The 22,461-nt window shown below is 42.3% G+C and carries 16 protein-coding genes; 7 read left to right on the top strand and 9 right to left on the bottom strand.

Annotation, left to right across the window (positions count from 1 at the left end):
• Nucleotides 1–61: 61 nt before the first annotated feature.
• From menE to PE36_RS20200, 8 genes are all read right to left on the bottom strand, one after another.
• On the bottom strand, nt 62–1,513 hold the full coding sequence (gene menE / locus PE36_RS20235; protein WP_006033954.1) for an o-succinylbenzoate--CoA ligase: 1,452 nt from the start codon (nt 1,511–1,513) through the stop codon (nt 62–64).
• 41 nt (nt 1,514–1,554) lie between these two features.
• On the bottom strand, nt 1,555–2,637 hold the full coding sequence (menC, locus tag PE36_RS20230) for an o-succinylbenzoate synthase (RefSeq protein ID WP_006033953.1): 1,083 nt from the start codon (nt 2,635–2,637) through the stop codon (nt 1,555–1,557).
• A gap of 20 nt (nt 2,638–2,657) precedes the next feature.
• Entirely contained in the window at nt 2,658–3,524 is an 867-nt protein-coding gene (menB, locus tag PE36_RS20225) for a 1,4-dihydroxy-2-naphthoyl-CoA synthase (RefSeq protein WP_006033952.1), read from the bottom strand.
• A gap of 81 nt (nt 3,525–3,605) precedes the next feature.
• Entirely contained in the window at nt 3,606–4,502 is an 897-nt protein-coding gene (menH, locus tag PE36_RS20220) for a 2-succinyl-6-hydroxy-2,4-cyclohexadiene-1-carboxylate synthase (RefSeq protein WP_006033951.1), read from the bottom strand.
• Nucleotides 4,486–6,336 (bottom strand): 2-succinyl-5-enolpyruvyl-6-hydroxy-3-cyclohexene-1-carboxylic-acid synthase, encoded by a 1,851-nt coding sequence (menD, locus tag PE36_RS20215; RefSeq protein ID WP_006033950.1) that lies wholly within the window; start codon nt 6,334–6,336, stop codon nt 4,486–4,488. Before menD ends, menH begins: the two co-directional genes overlap by 17 nt.
• Entirely contained in the window at nt 6,333–7,730 is a 1,398-nt protein-coding gene (locus tag PE36_RS20210; protein ID WP_043994909.1) for an isochorismate synthase MenF, read from the bottom strand. The genes menD and PE36_RS20210 overlap by 4 nt, the downstream gene beginning before the upstream one ends.
• 128 nt (nt 7,731–7,858) lie before the next feature.
• The gene (locus PE36_RS20205; RefSeq protein WP_006033948.1) at nt 7,859–8,644 is read right to left on the bottom strand and encodes a sulfite exporter TauE/SafE family protein; all 786 of its coding nucleotides are present in this window, start codon (nt 8,642–8,644) and stop codon (nt 7,859–7,861) included.
• A gap of 113 nt (nt 8,645–8,757) precedes the next feature.
• Complete coding sequence (locus tag PE36_RS20200; RefSeq protein WP_006033947.1) at nt 8,758–10,188, bottom strand: basic amino acid/polyamine antiporter; 1,431 nt, start codon at nt 10,186–10,188, stop codon at nt 8,758–8,760.
• A gap of 264 nt (nt 10,189–10,452) precedes the next feature.
• Here PE36_RS20200 and PE36_RS20195 point away from each other — a divergent pair, with 264 nt between their 5' ends.
• The 7 genes from PE36_RS20195 (at nt 10,453) to pfkA (ending at nt 20,309) form a co-directional block, all read left to right on the top strand.
• Nucleotides 10,453–14,298 carry an ATP-binding protein gene (locus PE36_RS20195; RefSeq protein WP_006033946.1) on the top strand — a complete coding sequence of 1,282 codons (3,846 nt, stop codon included), beginning with the start codon at nt 10,453–10,455 and terminating at the stop codon, nt 14,296–14,298.
• A gap of 3 nt (nt 14,299–14,301) precedes the next feature.
• The gene (locus tag PE36_RS20190; protein WP_006033945.1) at nt 14,302–14,934 is read left to right on the top strand and encodes a hypothetical protein; all 633 of its coding nucleotides are present in this window, start codon (nt 14,302–14,304) and stop codon (nt 14,932–14,934) included.
• Nucleotides 14,934–16,208 carry a hypothetical protein gene (locus PE36_RS20185; RefSeq protein WP_006033944.1) on the top strand — a complete coding sequence of 425 codons (1,275 nt, stop codon included), beginning with the start codon at nt 14,934–14,936 and terminating at the stop codon, nt 16,206–16,208. Before PE36_RS20190 ends, PE36_RS20185 begins: the two co-directional genes overlap by 1 nt.
• The gene (locus PE36_RS20180) at nt 16,208–17,119 is read left to right on the top strand and encodes a Wadjet anti-phage system protein JetD domain-containing protein (protein WP_006033943.1); all 912 of its coding nucleotides are present in this window, start codon (nt 16,208–16,210) and stop codon (nt 17,117–17,119) included. The genes PE36_RS20185 and PE36_RS20180 overlap by 1 nt, the downstream gene beginning before the upstream one ends.
• A 14-nt stretch (nt 17,120–17,133) precedes the next feature.
• On the top strand, nt 17,134–17,889 hold the full coding sequence (gene elyC, locus PE36_RS20175; RefSeq protein WP_006033942.1) for an envelope biogenesis factor ElyC: 756 nt from the start codon (nt 17,134–17,136) through the stop codon (nt 17,887–17,889).
• 238 nt (nt 17,890–18,127) lie between these two features.
• Nucleotides 18,128–18,883: a triose-phosphate isomerase gene (tpiA, locus tag PE36_RS20170; RefSeq protein WP_043994907.1), complete on the top strand. Its 756-nt coding sequence runs from the start codon at nt 18,128–18,130 to the stop codon at nt 18,881–18,883.
• Between the two features lie 463 nt (nt 18,884–19,346).
• Nucleotides 19,347–20,309 carry a 6-phosphofructokinase gene (gene pfkA, locus PE36_RS20165; protein WP_006033940.1) on the top strand — a complete coding sequence of 321 codons (963 nt, stop codon included), beginning with the start codon at nt 19,347–19,349 and terminating at the stop codon, nt 20,307–20,309.
• Between the two features lie 120 nt (nt 20,310–20,429).
• Here pfkA and uvrB read toward each other — a convergent pair whose 3' ends face one another.
• Nucleotides 20,430–22,424: an excinuclease ABC subunit UvrB gene (gene uvrB / locus PE36_RS20160; RefSeq protein ID WP_006033939.1), complete on the bottom strand. Its 1,995-nt coding sequence runs from the start codon at nt 22,422–22,424 to the stop codon at nt 20,430–20,432.
• Between the last annotated feature and the right edge of the window lie 37 nt (nt 22,425–22,461).

Below are 22,461 nucleotides of genomic sequence, written 5' to 3'. Positions count from 1 at the left end.
AAAACAAAGCCAACACCAAGTTAGATTTATGACAAGCAAGAATAATTATCATTTAGTTCAACTATTTGTATAAACTTGCGATCCAAAGTTGAATTGGCGCGCGCATTAATTTGATACCGCTCACATTTACGCTATCCGGTAACGGATAATAATTCATTGGCCACATAAATTTAATCAGCTTACCTTTTAAGAACTTATTCATATCTTTAACGGAAAGCGGTTCAGTTGAGTCTATCACGGCGATTGGACGCTGACCAAACTCTGCATCTTCGCAGGGGAACACCAAGGCTTGATTAATAGACGAATGCGAAAGTAACACGCGCTCAATTTGTTCTGGGTGAATATTTTCACCACCAGAAATAAACATATTGTCACTGCGGCCTAAAATAAAGAGCTCATCAGCCAGTTTATCACCGTGCGTTTTCTTGCCGAGATCACCCGTGACCAGCCAACCGGTATCGTCAGTCATACTTCGTAATACACCACGATAGTAATAGCCTATCCCCAAACTAGCACCGCGTACTTTAATGTTCTTACCGCAAATAGTTAATGAGCGATGTACTAATAAAGTGCCTACACCCGCGCTGCTATCCGCACGTTTAGCGGTAACAGTAGAGGCCATTTCCGTCATGCCGTATCCGGACCAACATTCAATGCCTAAAGACCTGGCTTTATCCGTTAATACCACCGGGATCACCGCACCGCCTAACAAGATACGTTTCAGGCTAATCGTGTCTTTCTCTATATCAAGTTCGTTAAGATAACGTTTCAGTTGAGTCGGCACTAAAGAAGCATGTGTCACTTGTGATAACTGTGCAACCAAACTGTCCGCAGACGGCAGTACCAGTTGTCCACCAGCAAATAACCAACGCCAAACAATCGCCAGTCCAGATACATGAAATAAGGGTAAGGATAATAACCAACTGTCTTGTGCGGTATAACAGAACGATTGTAATAATCCAGCAGCTGAATATAAATGGTTGTTACCGCTGTGCGCCACGGCTTTGGCTTTGCCACTTGAGCCAGAAGTAAACACGATACTGGCTAACCGCTGTGCTTGCCATTCAGCATCTACAACTACATCTATAACAGCGCTATCAAAGTAAGATTCCGATAAGCAAGTAAACACTAACTGCTTAGCACCACCATAATGAAGGTCGTTTAACACATTCAATTCGGGATCAGATAGCCAAATATACGTTGCCGCTAACGTTTCAAGTTTATCATTTAATTGCTCACTACTCTGCTTCGGGTCTAATACCACACAGCACGCGCCCAGTCGTAATCCAGCCAAATACAACCACAATACAGTTAAATTGTTAGTGCTTACTGCGGCGATGACATTCCCTTCCCGTACACCTTGCCCACTTAACTGTTTGGCATAACCGTTAACTAAACCATTAACTTGCTGCCACGTAAATTGCTGTTCACCATAGACTAACGCCACTTTTTCAGGGGTTAGATCTGCCCAATGCTGCCAAGGCCATTCGCTAAAATCAACGTCATTTTTCATGATATTTGCTCATTTCCATTTATATTTTGTCATTGTTATTGTTATTGATAGTTAGTCACGGGTAACTGAGTTAAGGGTATTAACGGTAATGTACAATTTGGCCAAGGTTCAGCGAGCTGCTGCTTAAATACATTTACCGTATCTAACCCTGGTGTTGTCTCTGGGGTTAACAATTGTGCCAAACGCGCTAATTGCAATAATCCAAAACTAGATTCAAGACTTGAGCTGATCACCGCTGTTAATCCCTGTTGATGCGCGAGTTCAATTAACTTGGCGCAATAGGTAACAGTGCCGGTCAGCATAGGTTTAATGACTATTGCTTTAACGACTATGCCTTTAACACCTGAATTTGACGAGGAAATAAGCTGTAATGCGCCCTGCTCTTGCGCGTTTTTATCTGTTTCGCGCAAGCTTTCATCCCAGGCAATAGCAATGCCGGTTAGTCGAGCAAACTGTAAACAGTCACTCGGGGTATGACAAGGCTCTTCAATAAAATCGATTCGTTGACGATATTCAGCAGGGAGCTGATTGGCAAATGCCAGCGCGGCAGCTAATGACCAGCGTCGGTTCGCATCTAGACGTAGGCGTAAGTGTGAGTATGTCTGCAGTAAGTACCGCGCAATGTCACCGTCATGGCGAGCATCTTCAGCGCTTGGTTGGGTGGCGATTTTTAACTTACATAACGCACTGGTAACTAGTTGCGCATGTTTCGCTTTTATCAATCGATGATCAGCAGCCAATAATAGCGCACTGTTAGCGTGATGATGATTGTTGCTGCAACGAATAGTTTGCGGTAGTCCATTTTCCAATTCCAAAAGAGCCATACTAAAGCCAAACGCAACTGAGGGATAACAACTACTCAGATCCACAATGCCTTGTGCTAACCAGCTCGTAATTACGTTTTCCAGTTGCAGCTTGGCTTGTGTTGCCGTCTCTTTACTAAATCCAGGTAAAGGGGCAATTTCACCACGCCCCAGCTTATACTGCTGACTGCGGTTAGGCTGTTCAGTACTTTCTTGCAACTCAATGAGCCAACCTTCACGCACAGTCAGCGACTGGCCACGTAATATCATGGCGCAGTCTAAAGGTAACTGATAATGGTACAGCTTAACCTTACGTGGCACTAACAATGCTCCGCAGCTAATTAAGGGTTACGGGGGAATTTATCGAAATTAGGACGACGTTTTTCATTAAAGGCATTACGCCCTTCTTGCCCCTCTTCAGTCATGTAGAACATCATAGTAGCGTTACCCGCTAATTCTTGTAAGCCAGCCTGACCATCACAGTCTGCATTTAATGCTGCTTTTAAACAACGTAACGACATAGGACTGTGCTGTAATATTTCACGACACCAACGTACCGTTTCACGCTCTAGCTCAGCCAATGGAACAACGGTATTTACTAAGCCCATATCAGCGGCTTCTTGCGCGTCATAAAAACGACATAAAAACCAGATTTCACGGGCTTTTTTCTGACCAACAATACGCGCCATATAGGATGCGCCCCAACCACCATCAAAAGATCCGACTTTAGGGCCAGTTTGGCCAAATTGTGCATTATCTGCAGCAATCGTTAAATCACACATCATGTGTAGCACATGACCACCACCAACAGCGTAACCCGCTACTGCAGCAATCACAGGTTTCGGACAAGTTCGGATCTGGCGTTGAAAATCTAATACGTTTAAGTGGTGCATACCTTCGTCGTCTTTATAACCGCCGTAATCACCACGGACTTTCTGGTCACCACCCGAGCAGAATGCATGGTCGCCAAGTCCAGTTAAGATGATCACACCTATTTTTGAGTCATAACGCGCATCTGCTAACGCTTGCATCATTTCGTTTACTGTCTGTGGACGAAACGCATTACGTACTTGTGGACGCGCAATGGTAATTTTGGCAATACCATCGGGTGATTTATGAAAATGAATATCTTGGTATTCGTCGGTGCAATCTTGCCATTCAATTTGTGCGTATAGTTCTTCTTCGGTAATACCAACTGTTCTTGTCATAATCGTTCCTAATCTGTTAATTTTTTTAATATATATTAATAGCTAATCGATGAAGCTATGAATCTAACTATCTAAACGGGCTTAAGCTGCGTGCTTACGTAACGCTTTATTGGTCACAATCTCACTGACAAAATCACTGACTAACTCAATAAATACAATCGGTCGGTCGGCATGTACGTTATGCCCCGCGTTAGCAACAGCACGATAATTCAGCTGACTTGCTTGGGTTAACTGTAAAAACTTAGGGTCTAATTCACCACATACCATCCGCACAGGAAACTCGGCGTGTTGTAATTTTGGTAACAAAAATCCTTGTTTCGAGAGTGACGTTGCAGCCAGCATTTTGCTTATCTGCACGCCAGCATTAAAGCCATTGTTGTTTGCTTGTATTTGGCTACGTGTATCAATCAATGCTGTTTTTTGCGTATTGGTTAATGATGCAAATACCCCTTGCTGATACCAATCCGGTAATACCTGAGATAATGGTGATTCGCTAAACCGTGTCACCCAACCTAAATCATGTAATCCACGTTGTAGTTGCTCGGCGCTACTGTTTAAACCCGGGTTGCCGCTTTCTAACAACATGCCATCGATGGTGTACGGCCAATTAACGGCGGGTTCGTCGGCGATCGTCATGGCAATACGCGCCCCTAACGAGTAACCAATAAAAACAATATGCTCAAGTTCGTACTGTGCCAACGTCGCAATGATGAGTTGCTGCACATGTTGAAAATCATTAACAGTCACAGCTTGGCTACCCGCATGCCCAGGTAAATCAATACAGATACACTGATAGTCCGATGATAAGTGTGCAACTACCTGCTGCCAATCTGCCGTTGAGCCCAACAAACCATGTAAAAACACTAAACTAGGCTTTGCTGTAACCCCTTTTACCGGGTTATTCACGGGTGCAAACAATTCTGAATATAACGGTAATAGCGTCGGTGTTGTGATGACAATGTTAGATAAATTGCGCATTTTTAACCTCGCTAAACAATTGCTTGAGTTGCTGGGCAGCGGCCCCTGCGGGTGTCACGATCTCGACCAGTAAAGTGCGTATTTCACCCGTGACTTCACTCATCGGATTTAAGCCGTGATCAATCGCCGAAAGCGCATCAGCCAAAGTCAGAGGTTGGATATAATCTAAATCAAACATCGCCGCCGCATGTTTAAAACTAAATCCATGAGGCATACGATACAATTGTTCTTTTTGCTGCTGCGCAACAGGCAACATATCAAAAATCGCGCCGCCGTCATTGTTCATTACCACGATCACACTTGGCAATGTCGGATTGGCAAATAAAGCCAGCGAATTTAGGTCGTATAACAAAGACGTATCGCCCAACAGGCAGAGCATTGCTTGTTGTTGGCCTTGTTGCACTCCTGCTGCAGTCGCCAGCAGACCATCTATTCCCGAAGCGCCACGATTACTAAACACGGGAACGTTGGGAAGTTGGGCAAACATATCTAATAATCGGACAGTCAGGCTGTTACCAATAAATAAACTCGTTGCAGAGGTTAAAGGCGGCATAGTGAGACAAGTATCTAACGTAGCCGCAAAACTTATCTCAGTTAAATTCTCGATATAATTGATTTCGACTAATTGCCGCACTTTACTGCTTGCACAGGTGAGTATTTCAGCCCATTCATATCCGTAAATAGCACGGTAACACTGGCTAACGTCGGTAAAAACACTGCTATTCGACGGTAAATCCAGACTTAACTGGCTATTTAATTTACCGCTTGCGTACAACGCTAACCAAGATGATATCGGACTGATAAATTGTTTACAGCGGTGATGATAAGGGTCTAATTGCCCCGCTTGTTCGGCTATTAACCAGTAATCTTGCCAGTCATGTTGGGCGATGAACTGACCCAAGCGCTTAGACACTAGGCGAGCACCAAACTGGACTAACACTTCCGCTTCCGCTAACTTATCGTGACATGCTTGGTTTTGTAACCAAAGATCATAATGCGACCAAGCACTGCACCCACCCGATTGCGGATCAACCAATATCGGCCAACCTAAGACAGTCGCCCATTGCTTGACCGCCTGCATATCCGCGATTGTTAGTGCGCCAACCACGATTAAGCCTTTTTTATTCACGACGGGCATATCGGCATACAGATCTACGTGCTTGTCATTAGTAGTATCAGTATCATCAATGTACGACGTATAAATAGATGAATAGGGTTGCAGTGAAGCCTGCCAGCTATTTATACCCATAAGGTAATCACTAAATTCAGCCTCGCCCCCATATAAAGGTTCCGGGTAAGGACAATTAATATGTACCGTTCCGCCGATCTGCTCCTGCAGCGCTAAGCTTTGATCTATGTTGCTCAGTAACCATTGCGGCGTGATGGTTAAACTTGGGCTAGGCAGTAACAGTTGATGACAAACATGGCTTGAGAATAACCCGGCTTGTTGAATAGCTTGATTAGCGCCACAATTAATTTGTTCTAGCGGCCGGTCTGCCGTCAGTAACACTAACTTTTCCTTCGTTAAGCCACTTTCAACTACCGCAGGTAATAAATTAGCTACCGCGGTTCCCGAGGTAACAATCACAGCAATGGGCGCGGGTAATGATTTAGCCAACCCCAGCGCATAAAAACCTAATCCACGTTCATCAAAATGACTGTGCAAGGTTAAGCTATCATGTGCTTCAGCCGCCAATACCAGGGGCGTAGAGCGCGAGCCTGGTGCCACACACACATGGCGAACACCTAACCGACACAGCTCTTCTAAAATTAAACTCGCCCATAAGCGATTTAATGGCGCTTGTATGTCCAAAAGCGATTGACTCGTCATCATGCGCGTTGTTGCTCCGAGATAAATAGATTGGCAAGCACATGTTTCTGCTTATGATGATCGTGCGTATCACTATGCTCATTACTGTCAGGTTCAAGCAAGGTTAATAAGGTGGCGGTTTTACGCTCTAATTCTTGCCACTCACTCATTGGATCAGACCCCGGCACTATCCCTGCCCCCGCAAACAGTTGTAATTCATTTTCTAATATTCGAGCACTGCGGATCGCAACACAAAACTCACTTTTCTGTTGGCCTACATAACCAAGCGCACCGCTATACCAACCCCGTGAAAATGGTTCATTCTCGGCAATGAAATCTAATGCTGGTTGGCGTGGTAATCCTGCGATCGCAGCCGTTGGTTGTAAGCTAGCTAATAATTCAGCATCGTCAACACCCGCAGCAAGTTCACCTGATATGTGATGCTTTAAATGCTGTACTTTACGCAATTTAACTAACTCTGGTCGCATAGATACTTGTAACGAAGCACAACGGGTACCCAAACGCGACATTAAATCATCCACCACCAAACGGTTTTCATAACGATTCTTAGGGTCATGTAATAACCAATTGGCTAACGCGCGATCTTCTCGTGCATCATCACTGCGTGCCGCCGTGCCTGCCAACGCCTCGGTGTGCAATTGGGTGCGGGTGCGGGTAAATAATCGCTCTGGGGTCGAGCCAACAAAATAATCGTTTGGCTTAAGCGCGAAAATGAAATGGAAACAATGCTGATTGACTTGGCGGCTTTTCTGTAAAAACTGTGCCGCAGATAGGGGACGGTTTAAAGTCAGTATACTTTGTCGTGCTAACACCACTTTAGCAAATCGCTGCTGCTTAATTGCACTTAATGCTTTAGTGACAAGATGTGACCATTGGTTAAATTCAGGATAGTGGCTGCGCGCTTCAATCTTGTAAGATAACGGGATTGGTGTCGGTGCTGGCGCAATTAGATTCGCTAAACTTTCCAGTAACACCGTTTTATCATAAGCTGGAGCGGTACTATTGCTTCCAGCATCTTCGTTAAATAACACTAGTTCAGCAGGTAAGTTCACCGATAATTGCCAATTATTGTTGTTACGCGTTAGTTCGATTTGCGGTAAGAAATAATATTCTTGATGACTAAAATCACACCCACCCCAAATTCGCTGCGGTTCAGAAAACTGGCCTTTAGCTGCAGTGATATTATTAAAATGACAGCATTGGCCTAACGCGACGACTTCTTCATCGCCGTCTCGAGATTGCCAATAGAATTGAGGGAATAAAACTTGAGCGTCAAACCACTCAATCAGTTCGGAGGAATGCAAGGGCTGTAACTCGACCGAAAGACGAGTTTGCTCTGGCTGAGCATGAATAATCAGTTGCTGTAATGCTTTAATCGCAGTTGTTAGAATCAACAAGGCGGCCCCTTAGTAAACTACTACTTAGGGGATGAATTTAACATAATTTACATAGGATATTTCACAACCCTATACTAAATGAGTAGGTATTCGAAGGTTCTATAGCCTAGATCAATAAAATGTTCGTTTTAGAAGAAAATAAACTTCGAACCAACACCCAGTAGCAACAACGCAAAATAACGTTTTAGGATATGACTTGGCAACGAATGGGCTAATTTTGCCCCTTGTTTCGCAAACACAGTACTGGTAATTATGATGCCAAAGAAAGCCGGTAAATAAACATAACCTAAGCTGTATTCTGGTAATTCAGGGTTATTCCAGCCAGTAATGACATAAGTGCACATACCAGCTACCGCAATCGGTAACCCACAAGCGGAAGAAGTAGCAACCGCATTACGCATTTCCACACGACACCAAGATAAGTAAGGCACTGTTAGCGAACCTCCACCAATACCAAATAATGCTGAAATTGCACCAATAACACCACCTGCAACACTCAAGCCTGCGCCCGTTGGTAGCTCATGCTCGGCTTTTGGTTTTAAATTAAGGCCCATTTGCACTGCAACGATTAATGCATAAATACCAATGATCATTTGCAATGTTTCACCGGGTAAATAATCAGCAAAAATACTGCCTAGTACCGCACCGATCACAATACCAAACGTCAGGCGTTTAACCAGAGACCAATCAATGGCCCCTTTACTGCGATGGGTTTTTATCGAACTCATAGAGGTAAAAATAATGGTTGCTAGCGATGTACCTATGGCTACTTGCGTCAGTACCAGTGGAGAAAGGTCTTGTAAACTAAAAGAGAAGACTAATGCCGGCACGATAATTAAACCACCACCGACACCAAACAGTCCTGCGATCAATCCTGCCGCAGCACCTAAAACTAAATATAAAACCACAATCATCACGATAAGTCCTTTTACAATACACACTTACATTTGAAGCCGTACTATATCAAATTTAAATTAAGAAAGTATCCAATTTAAAATGAGAGAATAGTAAGATTGTGGTTGATACGCTAAGAAAGCGACAGTACACCCGTTGATAACAGGTAAATAGCACCCGCAGCGCCAGCGAGTAACAACAGAGAGTAAGCGTAATCTCGCTTGCTAAATGCCTGCTGTTTTTCGCTAAGTGCTTTTTTGTAAACCAGCACACCCGGTAAATACAACAATGCACATAGCAGCATGTATTCAACCCCCGCCGCATACACAAGCCAAGCACCATAAAATGAGGATACTAATGCAATAACAAGATCTTTCTTACGACTTTCAGTGGCACTATAACCTTCACCGCTTAGCGCTACTTTTACGCCGTAAGCACCGACTAAGAAGTACGGTAATAACACCGCCGAAGTAGCAATGTTGACCAGTGCTAAATACGAGCTTTCTTGTAACAAGGTTAAGATTAAAAACAGCTGCACCAAACAAGATGAGAACCACAATGATGTTGTTGCAGCGCCGTTGTTGTTTTCTTTGGTAAATGCTTTCGGGAACAACCCTTCTTTCGCGGCAATGAAAGGAACTTCGGCACTGACCACGGTCCAGCTTAATAACGCACCGGATACTGAAATAATCAGACCCGCATTGATCAGCATGGCGCCCCAAGGTCCGACAATCACTTCTAAGATATGGGCCATTGATGGATTTTGTAATGCGGCGACTTCCGGTTGCGTCATCACACCTAAGGTAAACAAGCTCACCGCGATGTAGAGTATTAATGCCGAGAACAGCGCAATACCGGTTGCTTTCGCCACATCACGTTTGTCTTTCGCACGGTTAGATAAAATAACCGCCCCTTCGATACCAATGAACACCCATAATGTCACCATCATAGTCGCTTTAACTTGCTCTAATACCGAGCCTAATTCCGGTGTTTTATCACCCCAAAAATCAAGGGTGAATTTATCTAGCTTAAATGCCATAATAACCAAACAAATGAAGGTTAAAATAGGGATTATTTTGGCAATCGTCGCAAAAACATTAATCAAGGCCGCGCGAGTCACACCACGTAATACTAGCGCATGCATAAACCAGATTAATAACGAACCACCTAATATCGCAATCGGCGTATTACCCTGCCCCATTATTGGGTTTTCAGGGGTATCGACAAAATAGCCAATGGCACTGAAAAATACCACCGCATAGGATACATTCGCTAATAAGTTACAGATCCAGTAACCCCAAGCAGACATAAAACCGATGTAGTTACCAAAACCCGCTTGTGCATACGAGAAAATACCGCCATTCAAATTAGGGTAGCGAACAACCAGATTACGTAATACCGACACCAGTGCTAACATACCGCAACCGGTAATCAACCAACCAAGTGTAATGGCGCCAGGTGATGCGGATACCGCCACATTTTGCGGTAGACTAAATATTCCGGCACCGACCATGGTACTGAATACCAATGCCACTAACATGCCTAATCCGAGTTTGTTTTCCATCAATAATTCCTAAACCAAGTCGGATTACGATATAAAATACCGCCCAAACCAAACTTCTTCTCGTTAATATGAAATAATTTGGCGAATTGTATGGGATTATTATAGATATGCAAGAATATTCACTAAATTTGCATAAATCCAACTTCAAACATAAAGTTGCTGATAAACTGAGCATAACCACGCATCACCCGATTTAACTTATCTTTTTTCTTACATCTTGTACCTCATTCAGTTAAAATACGCGGTTCGATTTCTTGCAAAATAATGATGATGACTGATTCTTCACAACAATATCTTTGTCGCACAACTTACCTTATTGATAGCTTTTGGCCGGGTAAATTACTTGAGTTAAATAACACAGGCAATATCAAAGTTGCGGGGACCAATGGTGCCGGTAAAACGACATTACTTAAACTGCCTATGCTGTTTTGGGGTGCGCGACCTGGACGTATTGTTGAACGTAATGCCAACAAGAAATCATTTGCCGCGTATTATTTACCGCGCAAAACCAGCTACATCATTTTTGACTATCAACGTCCAACTGGAACGCCAGAGCCACAGTTATGCCACGTATTAATTAAAAGCGATGGTGATAAGCTGCAATACCGCTTTATTGATCATCAGTTCGATATCAAGATGTACCTTGATGAAAGTGGCAATATCTTTGGCGATGACGAAATTAAACGTCATTACCGTACCCAACATCGTTGCGAAGTCAGCAGCCTGTTAAGTGTCGATGATTATGCAAGAGTCATTCAGAATCATCGTGATCTCGGCGGCAAGAAATCACTGCGTGCACTGCAACAACGTTTTTCAATGAGCCAAACACCGATTAAGCACATTGAAAAAGTCGTTACCTCGGTATTCAATAAGATCTCTAATTTCGACGTGATCAAACAAATGATCATCGAGATCTCGCAAGACGCCATCAGTTCGGAAATGCTTAGCCATAACGTGACTGACATGGTCAACATTGATAAAAGCGATATTGATAGCTGGCTAGCCGATCTGCATTCATCACAAGCAATTCTCAATCTAGAAGATAAGATCTTATCGTCATTAACTGACATTGATTCACTGGTTGAAATCAAAAAAGATCTACAGCACCTGCATCACCTTGCTGATATCTACCAACAGAAGTGTAATCAAGATCAAGGCACCGCCGACACGCGTTTAAAAGAAGTACTGCTTGAACTGTCCGACTTAAAAGAAGCACACAGACAGCAAGTATTAGCGATCGAAGACGCCTGCCACGATGAAGAAAAAGCGCATCGCGAAATAAAACACGATCTGGATAAGTTAGAACAAGAAAAGATTGATTTTGAAGATGATGAAGCTGCAACTTATGAACAACGTGGTTCTGAGTTATCTGATTTTACCTTACGCTTAATCAACCTGAACAACGAAAAGACCCAGTTAAGTGAAAAATCAGCCGATCTTAGCCGCACGTTTACCGAACAACAGCAAAAGCAAGAGCTTGATTTTAACAAGCGTGAGCAACAGCTGACTAACGAGATCAGTTCTCAGCGTCAGCAGTTAACCACCGAGTTAAGTGAAAACAAACTGCACTATGCGACGTTAGAAAGTGAATTAAGAAGCCAAACACAGACACTGGTTGATCAGTTAACCGAAAAGAAAACACCGCTTGAACATACTAAGATCTCGCTTAATCTGCAGTTAACACAACCGCAGTTTGATCCAGAACTTGCTGCCCAATCTCAGCAATTACAACAGAATTTAAGTCAGTGCCGTCGTAGTATTAGCGAGCGTCAAGAAGCCTACAACCGTGTTAGCAGCGAGTCTCAAAGCTTACGTCAAAAACAACATCAAGCGCTGCAAACCAACGACCGCTTAAAAATTGAATTAAACCATTTAGCGCAACAGCACCGTGATGTACAAACGCTATTAAGCCCAGCCAAAGGGTCTTTACATGCTTTCCTTGTTGAGCACGTACCAAACTGGCAAAGCAACATTGGCCGTGTAATTAACCCTGAGTTATTAAAACATCTGCATCTTGAGCCAGAGTTATTAGCCGCATTTGCTGACGCAGCGAAACAATCCGATACTGAAACCGCGCTAACCCAAGTGCAATATTTTTATGGCATAAAAATAAACCTGAATGCCCTAGAAAATGCGTCGTTTACAGACAGTGCATTAGCAGAAAAAGAACAGCATATCACGGCGCAGATTGGCGTGAAAAAAGCAGAGCTAGAACAACTGCAACAAGCATTAGAGCTGATCAACAAAGACGTTGAAGAGCTTGATAAACAATTAATGTCGAGCAAGCAATTACTGTTTAAACAAAATCAACTACTCACTAGCCTAGTAAATGAAGAAGATGAGTTAAACAGTAAACTAGAACAACATAAAACCTTAGCGATCGCGCGAGTGCAAACTGAATTAGCGGATACAGAACTACTCTTAGTTCAAGCGCTACAAGCATTAAGCCAAGCGAAAGTTGACTATCAAAGTCGTCACAACGAACTCAACAACGAACGTTTAGGCGTACATTGCCAGCTAGAAACTGACTACAATCAACGTATTGATAGTTACCAGTCATCACTCAACAATCTGCGTAATGAAGCACACGTTGAAATGCAACGTATTGCCGATGCCCTCCAAGCCGCATTGAGTGACGCGGGGATTAATGCCAGCATCTTTAACGCCCTTGAAGCGAAAATACAACAAACCATGAAAGCGGTTGAGAATGCCAAAGTATTCCAACAAAAAGCAGATAAGTATAATAGCTGGTTAGAAACATCATGGTCGCAAGTGGAACCAGGTCGTGAGCGTTTACGTCGTTTAGATACTGCGATCCAACGTTTCCAACAGCAATTAAAAGATAAAAAGCAAGACTATCAGCAGTCTACCGATAAGCTAGAGCAAGAGAAAACCCAGCTCGATAAACTCGTTACTGACTTGGTATTACAACTAAAAGGCTTAGATAACAGCCTTATAAAACTAGCAGACTACCCAGCTGTGACACATGATGATTTACCAGAATACAGCGTCAACAACATCTCGAAGCTAACCAACAGTCAAATGAGTCTGTTAGGTAAACAACAAAGTAATGTATTAAGCTCGGTGAATAAAATTAGCAGTGAATTAAAACGTTACTCAAGAAGTACACTGCAAATTGGCTGGTTAGAAAACCGCATTGAAAGTGATCCAGAAATGGTGAACTACCGTCTTGAAGAAGCGATTAACAGCGGCGAACAGCTGAGCTACGTATTGAAAAACGCCAAACTGTTGCAAACATCGACAACGCACGAAGTGGAATTACGGGCTAACGATATTTTATCTATCTATACCCATTTAAGTAACTTTGATCGCAATATTACCCGTACTGGCCGTAAACTGTCTAGCCACATGAATGGTAAGCAGTTCTTCACCGCCCTCGGTGATATTAAAATTGCCATTCGTACTAAAATGGACAAGTTAGGTTACTGGAAACAGCTAGAGAATGTAAACGAGGCGTTTGAGGCATACCAAGCCAATACCGAACTCACCCACGATCGCAGTATTCCACAAGACTTAATCGATAGCTTAGATGAACTGTCGGCGGTATTGCCAAAAAACAATAGCATGCAGCACAATGAGTTATTTGATATTGAATTCACCATTGTTGAAAATGGTCGAACGACTCGTGCGACAACGCCAAAAGAGTTGGAAGATGTATCATCAACAGGTCTATCTTATCTGGCATTAATCACCTTCTTTACCGGCTTAACGACCATGTTACGCCCCGATGCAAATACCGTGATCACTTGGCCTGTGGATGAATTAGGTGAGCTCCACTCTGAAAATATTCAGGCGATGCTAACGATGTTAAACCAGCACGGCATTCAGATCATGACGGCATCTCCGTCAACCGATAAATCGGTATTGCAGTTATTCGATCACCTATACGAAATTGATAGCCGTAACAAACGTCTGATCCAGATGAATGTTGATGATGATCCACTCATGGCACTGTTAAATGGGGATGCCAAACAAGCCTTAGCAGCAGAACCTGAATTAACGTCACCGGTAAACGCAGAGACGTCGTCTACAACGACAGCATCAATCATAGCCGCAGCGACACCAGCCACTATGCAAGAAGAGGGTTAACCCATGTTTCAAACTACCGTTGAATTATTGTTACAGGGTCATACCATTTGTCAGGTCAGTCAACCTGATGCATACCGCTACCTGTCTGAGCAGAGCTTATTTGAAAAGGTAAATGATTACCTGCGTTTGATTAACCGTAAGGTAAAAGTGATTGAAGACGGCTTAGCCTTTGTCGCTTGTTACTGCACCATTGAAGAAGAAAACCGCGCGGATATTCGTCAGCAGTTACGCCAAGTACGTGATATCTTCCGTCCATTGGTTAACTTTTTAGATCTCGCCATGACAGCTCTGGTACATGATTGTGCCATGCGCGCAGGCGATACTATCCGCTTGTCTGAGCTATTACGTGGTATTGAACACGAGCCAACGTTAAAACAACAACTGGCGTTATTAACCAATAAAGGTATTTTCAAAACCAGCCGTAATGATATCTCGGAACAGCTTAACTTTATCTTAAAAAAATTAGCTGAAGCTGGCTACGTACAACGTTTAGAAACGGGCAGTACCATTTATCAGATCACCGCTAAAATGAACTATATTCACGAGTTAATTGATTTTATTAATGACAGTGAATCATTGAAATTAGAAACACAAGATAACCATATCTTCGATGACTCACAGTCGGAGATGTTTTAATGTCACCGTTGCAAAGCGCTTCAGAAGTCGAAAAAATTGCCCAGATAATACGTACCTCGTTTGCTAAATCAAACAGTACTATGTTGGCGCAAGCGTATTTCGATGGCAACATTATTGATAATGGTGAGAATACCGCATTACTCGAAATGCTCACCAAGAATGGGCTGATCCGCCCAAGTGAAGAAGATGGCACCTATATGCTTGCCATCAACTTAAAGCGTATTTTAGACAAACTATTATTACGTCATGCGTCTTATCGTAAACGTACTGATATCGCTAAAGTCATGCAACACATTGACGGCGATATTAGATCCTATAAACGTGCATTATTAACCGGTCAGCACAATGAAGTTGCCTTCTATTTAAGTCAGGTTGACGAAGAGCTTTACGGCATTGTTTATGAATTAGAAGACAGTGTCAGTGGCTTGTTCGCGGCGATCACCAGTAAGTTTGGTTTTGTGGATAGCTTAGAAAGTAAGATCCATGAGAATGAAAAAGCCATCGCCTATACCGAAGGTCTACTCAATGCGTTAGCCGATATTAATCTTAGTGATGTATATAACTGGTTAGATTGGGATGATGTACCTGCAGAACTCAGCCGCAAAGTTACTTTCTTTATTGATGGTTATCGTCGTATTAACCGTCAGTTAGAAGGCGCTGTTCATCGTATGCGTCAATTACTCATGACCCTGCGTAAGCAAAATGAACAAGTAGCCCGCCTTAAGGCCATGTCTAAATTCCTGAAAGACAATCCGATTTGGGAATTAGACGACTACGCTGAACGAGAGCAAGTACCGGCTATCTTCAATCGCGTTGCGCCACTGCAATTATCAGCCAGTGTTGATATTAGCAATCAGGTACAGCAAGAAGAACTCACCGACATTTACAACTCATTGCGTAAAGAAAGTAAGTCAGATGCTGAAACCGTTGATTTACGCAGCAGTGGTCGTATTGATGACTTACAACAAAAAGCCCGTCAACTCGAAGCCGACTATGTATTGTCACAGTGCGAAGCGTTATTTACCCAAGTATTGAGTAATAAAGGCGACCCCTTCTCTGCCCTGCACTATTGGCAGCAAGACAACCAGCTCACCGATATTTTACCGAAGCATTTATGGTTAAGTATTCTTTATAATGAATACTACAAGTGCGCGCCCGCCGTACGTAAAGTGATGGCGATTGATTTTCCTGACGCCAGCACCACTGAATTACCGGGTTCGATATTAATTTCAGGCAATTTACGCGTTCGCGATATTCAATTACTGCGAGATTAATGATGACGATTAGCAGGACGCTATATAATCGCTGTAAAAAACTAATTGAATCGAATGAACAAGGCCTAAAATACGATGAAATTAACGCAGAAATACGGGCGTTATCCGGTTTAGGTCATAAACAAGTGATCCCAGCATCCAAAAGAACAAAACAAAAAATATATTTCAAGCTACGCGCTGGCGAAGAAGAAGAGTTACAAGCTTTTATTAAAGCAGAAATAGGTCTTGATGTATTAACCGATCCCTACTGCAATGGTGACCGAATTGCTAACGCAGCAAGACACAATGATGAAAAGGTCGGCGCAAATGCATCACAAGATATCATTTTAGTGAATAACGCAGCCGGACAATTAAAACTTAACCAAGAAGTAAGTTCTTTATTTCGTTCTATTTATGCTGCTGGTCTAGAACTTCGTCATAACATGATCAACAGTATCGAACACGATGCGATTATCATCTGTGAAAACTTCACGCCCATGTACTACCTCCACCAACTGAAAAATAACCCTGTCTTCGAGCACGCACTCGTCGTTTATCGTGGCGATAGTCAAAATGGTAAGCGGGCAGATGAAGTTAAACGTTTTATCGATAACTACAAATCAAAATTACCCATCTACTATTTCGGTGATTTTGATCCAGAAGGTTTTAATATTGCTAAAAGCTTTCAGGCTGACGGTATCATACTGCCTAATATCGATCTATTCTCAACGTTAACGAAAGTCGAGCTTAAAAAACTTGCAGGAAAGGATAAATTCTTTCCTCAGCTTGCTCAAGGACAGACTTATTTGAATGTATCAGCGTGCCCACAAGGATGGCATGCTCACATTAATTTCATGAACAAATTTCAACTTGGTTGGCAACAAGAGCATTTACTTGGTGCTGATGTAGATTGGTCGTTATATAAAAAATAAGGTATTCGGAATTTATGTTCGCACTTAAAAAAATCATTGGTACCTGGTTAATGCCACTGCCTTTCTTACTCACTGTTTTTATCCTTGCCGCACTATTATATAAATTCACACGCTTTGAACGAACAGCCCAAATTTTACTTTTTAGTAGTTTTATTACATTATTACTCTTAAGCCTTGCTCCCGTTGCGACCAGATTGGCGGCCACATTAGAGTCTCAGTATCCCAGTTATCAGCAGCAAAACGTCGATTATATTCACGTATTGGGCAGCGGTCACACCACCGTAGATGGCTTGCCGATCACCAGTCAATTAACCCCAGCAGCCCTTACCAGAACCACTGAAGGCGTGCGGATTTATAAACTTAACCCAACAGCGAAGTTGATTTTCAGTGGTTATAGCGGCGGTGATATTAACAGTAATGCAAAAATGAATGCGCGCTTAGCCATGGCGTTAGGGGTACCAAAATCAGCGATTCTATTATTAGAACAACCTAAAGACACGATAGAAGAAGCCATTGATAATAAAAAGATTACCCAAGGTAAGCAGCTTGTATTAGTGACCTCAGCCACCCATATGCCAAGAGCCATGAAGATATTCCAACAGCAAGGTTTATTCCCTATCCCTGCACCAACCGCACATGTCAGTAAACCGGTTAACGGTACACCACCATTACATTACTACTTCCCTCGCGCTCGGTATCTTGCAATTAGCTCTATGGTGGTTCATGAATGGTTAGGACTGGCTTGGTTGTCGTTAAAAAATAACCAATAAATTTTCCAACCTGTAATTCTCACTGCATTTCAGTCTAAATCGAGTAATTAAACGTGGGTCAAGTCACAGTTACTGCATTTTATGTAGTTTTATTACCAAAAATTGTCTTGTGACAACTTGCCCTGACGCTAGATGACTCTATAATCATCTCATGTTCTCAACTTAAGTAACTTTAGTCATTGTTACTCAAGTTAATTAAGTTGAAGAAAAATAGCTTTAAACCATATCGGAGATAGACATGAGACAAGCACTAGTAATGGGTAACTGGAAATTAAACGCAACTAAAGCATCTGTAGAAGCTTTAATTAACGGTTTAGTTGATGCGGCAAAAGACAATGCAACTGTTGAAGTTGCTGTATGCCCTCCTGCTGTTTTTATCCCACAAGTTGAAGCATTAACTGCTAACACTGCAATTAGCTACGGCGCACAAGATTGTGACGTTAATACAGCTGGCGCATTCACTGGTGAAAACTCAGCCGTAATGTTAAAAGAATTCGGTTGTAAATACACACTTGTTGGTCACAGCGAACGTCGTGTTATCCACGGTGAATCAAGCGAAGTTGTTGCTGACAAATTTGCTGTTGCCCAAGAAAATGGCCTAGTACCTGTACTTTGTATCGGTGAAACACTAGAACAATTCGAAGCTGGCGAAACTAAAGCTGTTGTTGAAGCTCAACTGCAAGCTGTTGTAACTAAATCTGGTATCACGTCTCTAAACAATGCAGTAATTGCATACGAACCAGTTTGGGCAATCGGTACTGGTAAAACAGCGACACCAGAAATTGCACAAGACATCCACGCGCATATCCGTTCATGGTTAGCAGAGCAAGATGCTGCAGTAGCAAACAAAGTTCAAATCCTTTACGGTGGTTCAGTTAAAGGCGCTAACGCTGCTGAATTATTCGGTCAAGCAGACATTGATGGCGGCCTAGTTGGCGGCGCTTCACTAGACGCGGTAGAATTCTCTAAAGTAATTGCAGGTGCTTCTGCATAATTGCCAGTCAAAACCTAATGTAGAGAGAAACTCTACTCTGCATTAGTGATAAAAGTGTAGTAATGCTAATTGCTCAACAATTTTGTATTACTGCACTCCTTTCTTATTAAACTAATTTTTTTCAAAATAAAATTGCATCGAGGCATTATTTTATTTAACGAGTAAAAGTTTCATATGAAAGCGTGACTAGTATCGCTTTAGTAATAGAATAAGTCACAAAGACACAGTAAAGAATAGAATAAATCGTTATAATAAATGAGTTTTTATACTAAATAGAAAATTATACTAAATAGAAAGTAGCAGCAACAGAGAAACTAGAATTGGTGTGCTAAGTATATTAACAAGCGTGCCATCACCTGCTGCAACAGTACTCTATCTAGATAAGTACAACTCTTTACCTAGTTAAGTACAGTACTCTAACCCAATAAATAAAGTATCATCGATTGATATATTTGAGGCTTCAATGATTAAAAGAATAGGTGTTTTAACAAGTGGTGGTGATGCACCAGGCATGAACGCAGCAATCCGAGCAGTTGTACGTGAAGGCTTACATCTTGGCTTAGAAGTTTATGGTATTTACGATGGTTATGCTGGTTTACACGAAGGTCGTATCGAGAAACTAGATCGTAAATCTGTTTCTGATGTGATTAACCGTGGTGGTACTTTCTTAGGCTCTGCACGTTTCCCTGAATTTAAAGAAAAAAGCGTTCGTGAAGAAGCGATTAAGAATCTTAAAAAACACGACATCGATGCACTTGTTGTTATCGGTGGTGACGGTTCTTACATGGGTGCGATGAAACTAACTGAAATGGGTTTCCCATGTATCGGTATTCCGGGCACGATTGATAACGATATCCCAGGTACAACTTATACCATTGGTTTTGATACGGCACTGAATATTGTGGTTGATGCCATTGACCGCCTACGTGATACTTCAACATCGCATAAACGTATTTCTATTGTTGAGATTATGGGCCGCTACTGTGGTGATTTAACCTTAGGTGCAGCAGTAGCCGGTGGTGCTGAATTCGTTGTTATCCCAGAAAAAGGCTATGATGAAGCTGATTTATTAGCACAAATTCAAGCGGGTATCGATAAAGGTAAGAAGCATGCGATTATTGCAATGTGCGAGCATGTAACAGACGTTAACCAGCTTGCTAAGCATATTGAAACGGTTACAGGTCGTGAGACACGCGCTACCGTTTTAGGTCATTTACAACGTGGCGGAACACCAACAGCGCGTGACCGTATTATGGCAAGTCGTATGGGTTCATATGCAGTTAAACTATTGATAAACGGTGAAGGCGGTCGTTGTGTGGGTCTAATGAACTCACAAATGGTGCATCATGATATTATTGATTGTATCAACAATATGAAACGTCCTTTCAATCAAGAGCTATTTGATCTGTCTGATTCGTTATTCTAAGCACATAAAGTGTCTGTCGGTTTTGCATAAAATCGGCTTAGATAAAATACAAAGCGAAACCGACTTAATGTTATTTACAGTAAGTGGTTTCGCTTTTTTGCTTCTATATGCTGTTCACGGCTATTGAATTAATTGCTCACGCAGTTTAGCCACTTTATCACGGGTTTCACCGGCTTTTTCAAATTCCAGATCTTGTGCATACTTATACATTTGCTCTTCTAAACGCACGATCTCTTTACTCAGTGCTGCTGGCGTAAACATCGCATACGTCGCTTTTTGCTCAGCAATAAACATCATTTGTTGCTCTGGTGTTCTACCTATATTTAAGGCATCACCGACCTTTTTCTTTAATCCTTTTGGTGTAATGCCATGCTTCACGTTATGCTCATGTTGCAAAGCACGACGCCGATCGGTTTCACTGATGGCTTTATCCATCGCTTTGGTGATGCGATTAGCATATAAGATAGCTTTACCTTCTAAGTTACGCGCAGCACGACCAATAGTCTGGATCAACGAACGCTCAGAACGTAAGAAACCTTCTTTATCAGCATCCAAGATAGCGACCAAAGAAACCTCTGGAATATCTAGACCTTCACGCAACAAGTTAATCCCAACCAGCACATCAAATACACCTAAACGTAGGTCGCGAATAATTTCCACACGTTCAACGGTATCAATGTCGGAGTGCAGATAGCGAACCTTAACGCCATGATCGGCGAGGTATTCAGCTAAATCTTCAGACATACGCTTCGTTAACGTCGTCGCAAGTACCCTTTCACCTTTCGCAACACGAATATTAATTTCACTTAGCAGATCATCAACTTGCGTATCAACCGGGCGCACTTCAATGATTGGATCTAATAATCCTGTCGGTCGTACGAGTTGTTGAACAATCTCACCTTCACAGCGATCCAGCTCGTACTGACTTGGTGTTGCAGATACATACAAGGTTTGTGGTGAAATGGATTCAAATTCTTCAAATTTAAGCGGTCTGTTATCTAAAGCAGACGGTAAACGGAAACCAAATTCAACTAATGTTTCTTTGCGTGAGCGGTCACCTTTATACATAGCACCAATTTGTGGCACGGTAACGTGAGACTCATCAATGACCAATATGCCATCATCAGGTAAATAGTCTAATAAGGTCGGAGGCGCATCACCTGGTACACGCCCTGATAGATAGCGAGAGTAATTTTCAATACCCGAGCAGTAACCAAGCTCTTGCATCATCTCAATATCAAACTGCACGCGTTGACTCACGCGCTGTTCTTCAATTAATTTATTCGCTGATAATAGTTGTTTCTTACGCTCTGACAATTCCACTTTAATGTGTTCAATTGCAGATAAGATCTTTTCTCTTGGGGTAACATAGTGAGTCTTAGGATAAATGGTCGCCCGCTCTACTGTTTTTTCAACCGCCCCCGTTAACGGATCAAAATAGCTGATACGTTCAATTTCATCATCAAACATTTCAATACGAACCGCGTGTTTATCTGATTCAGCGGGATAGATATCAATAACCTCACCACGAACACGGAAGGTAGAACGTTTAAAATCCATATCATTGCGAATATATTGCAATTCAGCTAAACGACGAATAATACTACGCTGGCTGATTACCTCACCAACAGACACATGCAACATCATTTTTAGATACGACTTAGGATCACCCAAACCGTAAATAGCAGACACAGATGCAATTAAGATAACGTCACGACGCTCTAATAATGCTTTAGTCGCTGACAGACGCATTTGTTCAATATGCGCATTGACTGCCGCATCTTTCTCAATAAAGGTATCTGTACTTGGTACGTACGCTTCTGGTTGATAATAATCGTAGTAAGAAACAAAATACTCAACCGCATTATTAGGGAAAAACCCTTTCATTTCAGCATAGAGCTGTGCGGCAAGCGTTTTGTTGGGTGCCATAAGCAATGTAGGACGATTTAATTGCGCAATCATATTCGCGACAGTGTAGGTTTTACCCGAACCTGTTACGCCTAATAAGGTTTGACAGGCAACACCTGCATTAAAACTATCAACAAGCTTTTCAATCGCTTGAGGCTGATCACCACTCGGGGTATATTCAGAACATAAATCGAATAAAATCGTCATTATTTAAGATCACAACTCGGTTTTTAAATTTATATAT

Source organism: Moritella sp. PE36 (assembly GCF_000170855.1).
Lineage (GTDB): Bacteria > Pseudomonadota > Gammaproteobacteria > Enterobacterales > Moritellaceae > Moritella.
This window is presented reverse-complemented; position numbering and strand designations above follow the sequence as displayed.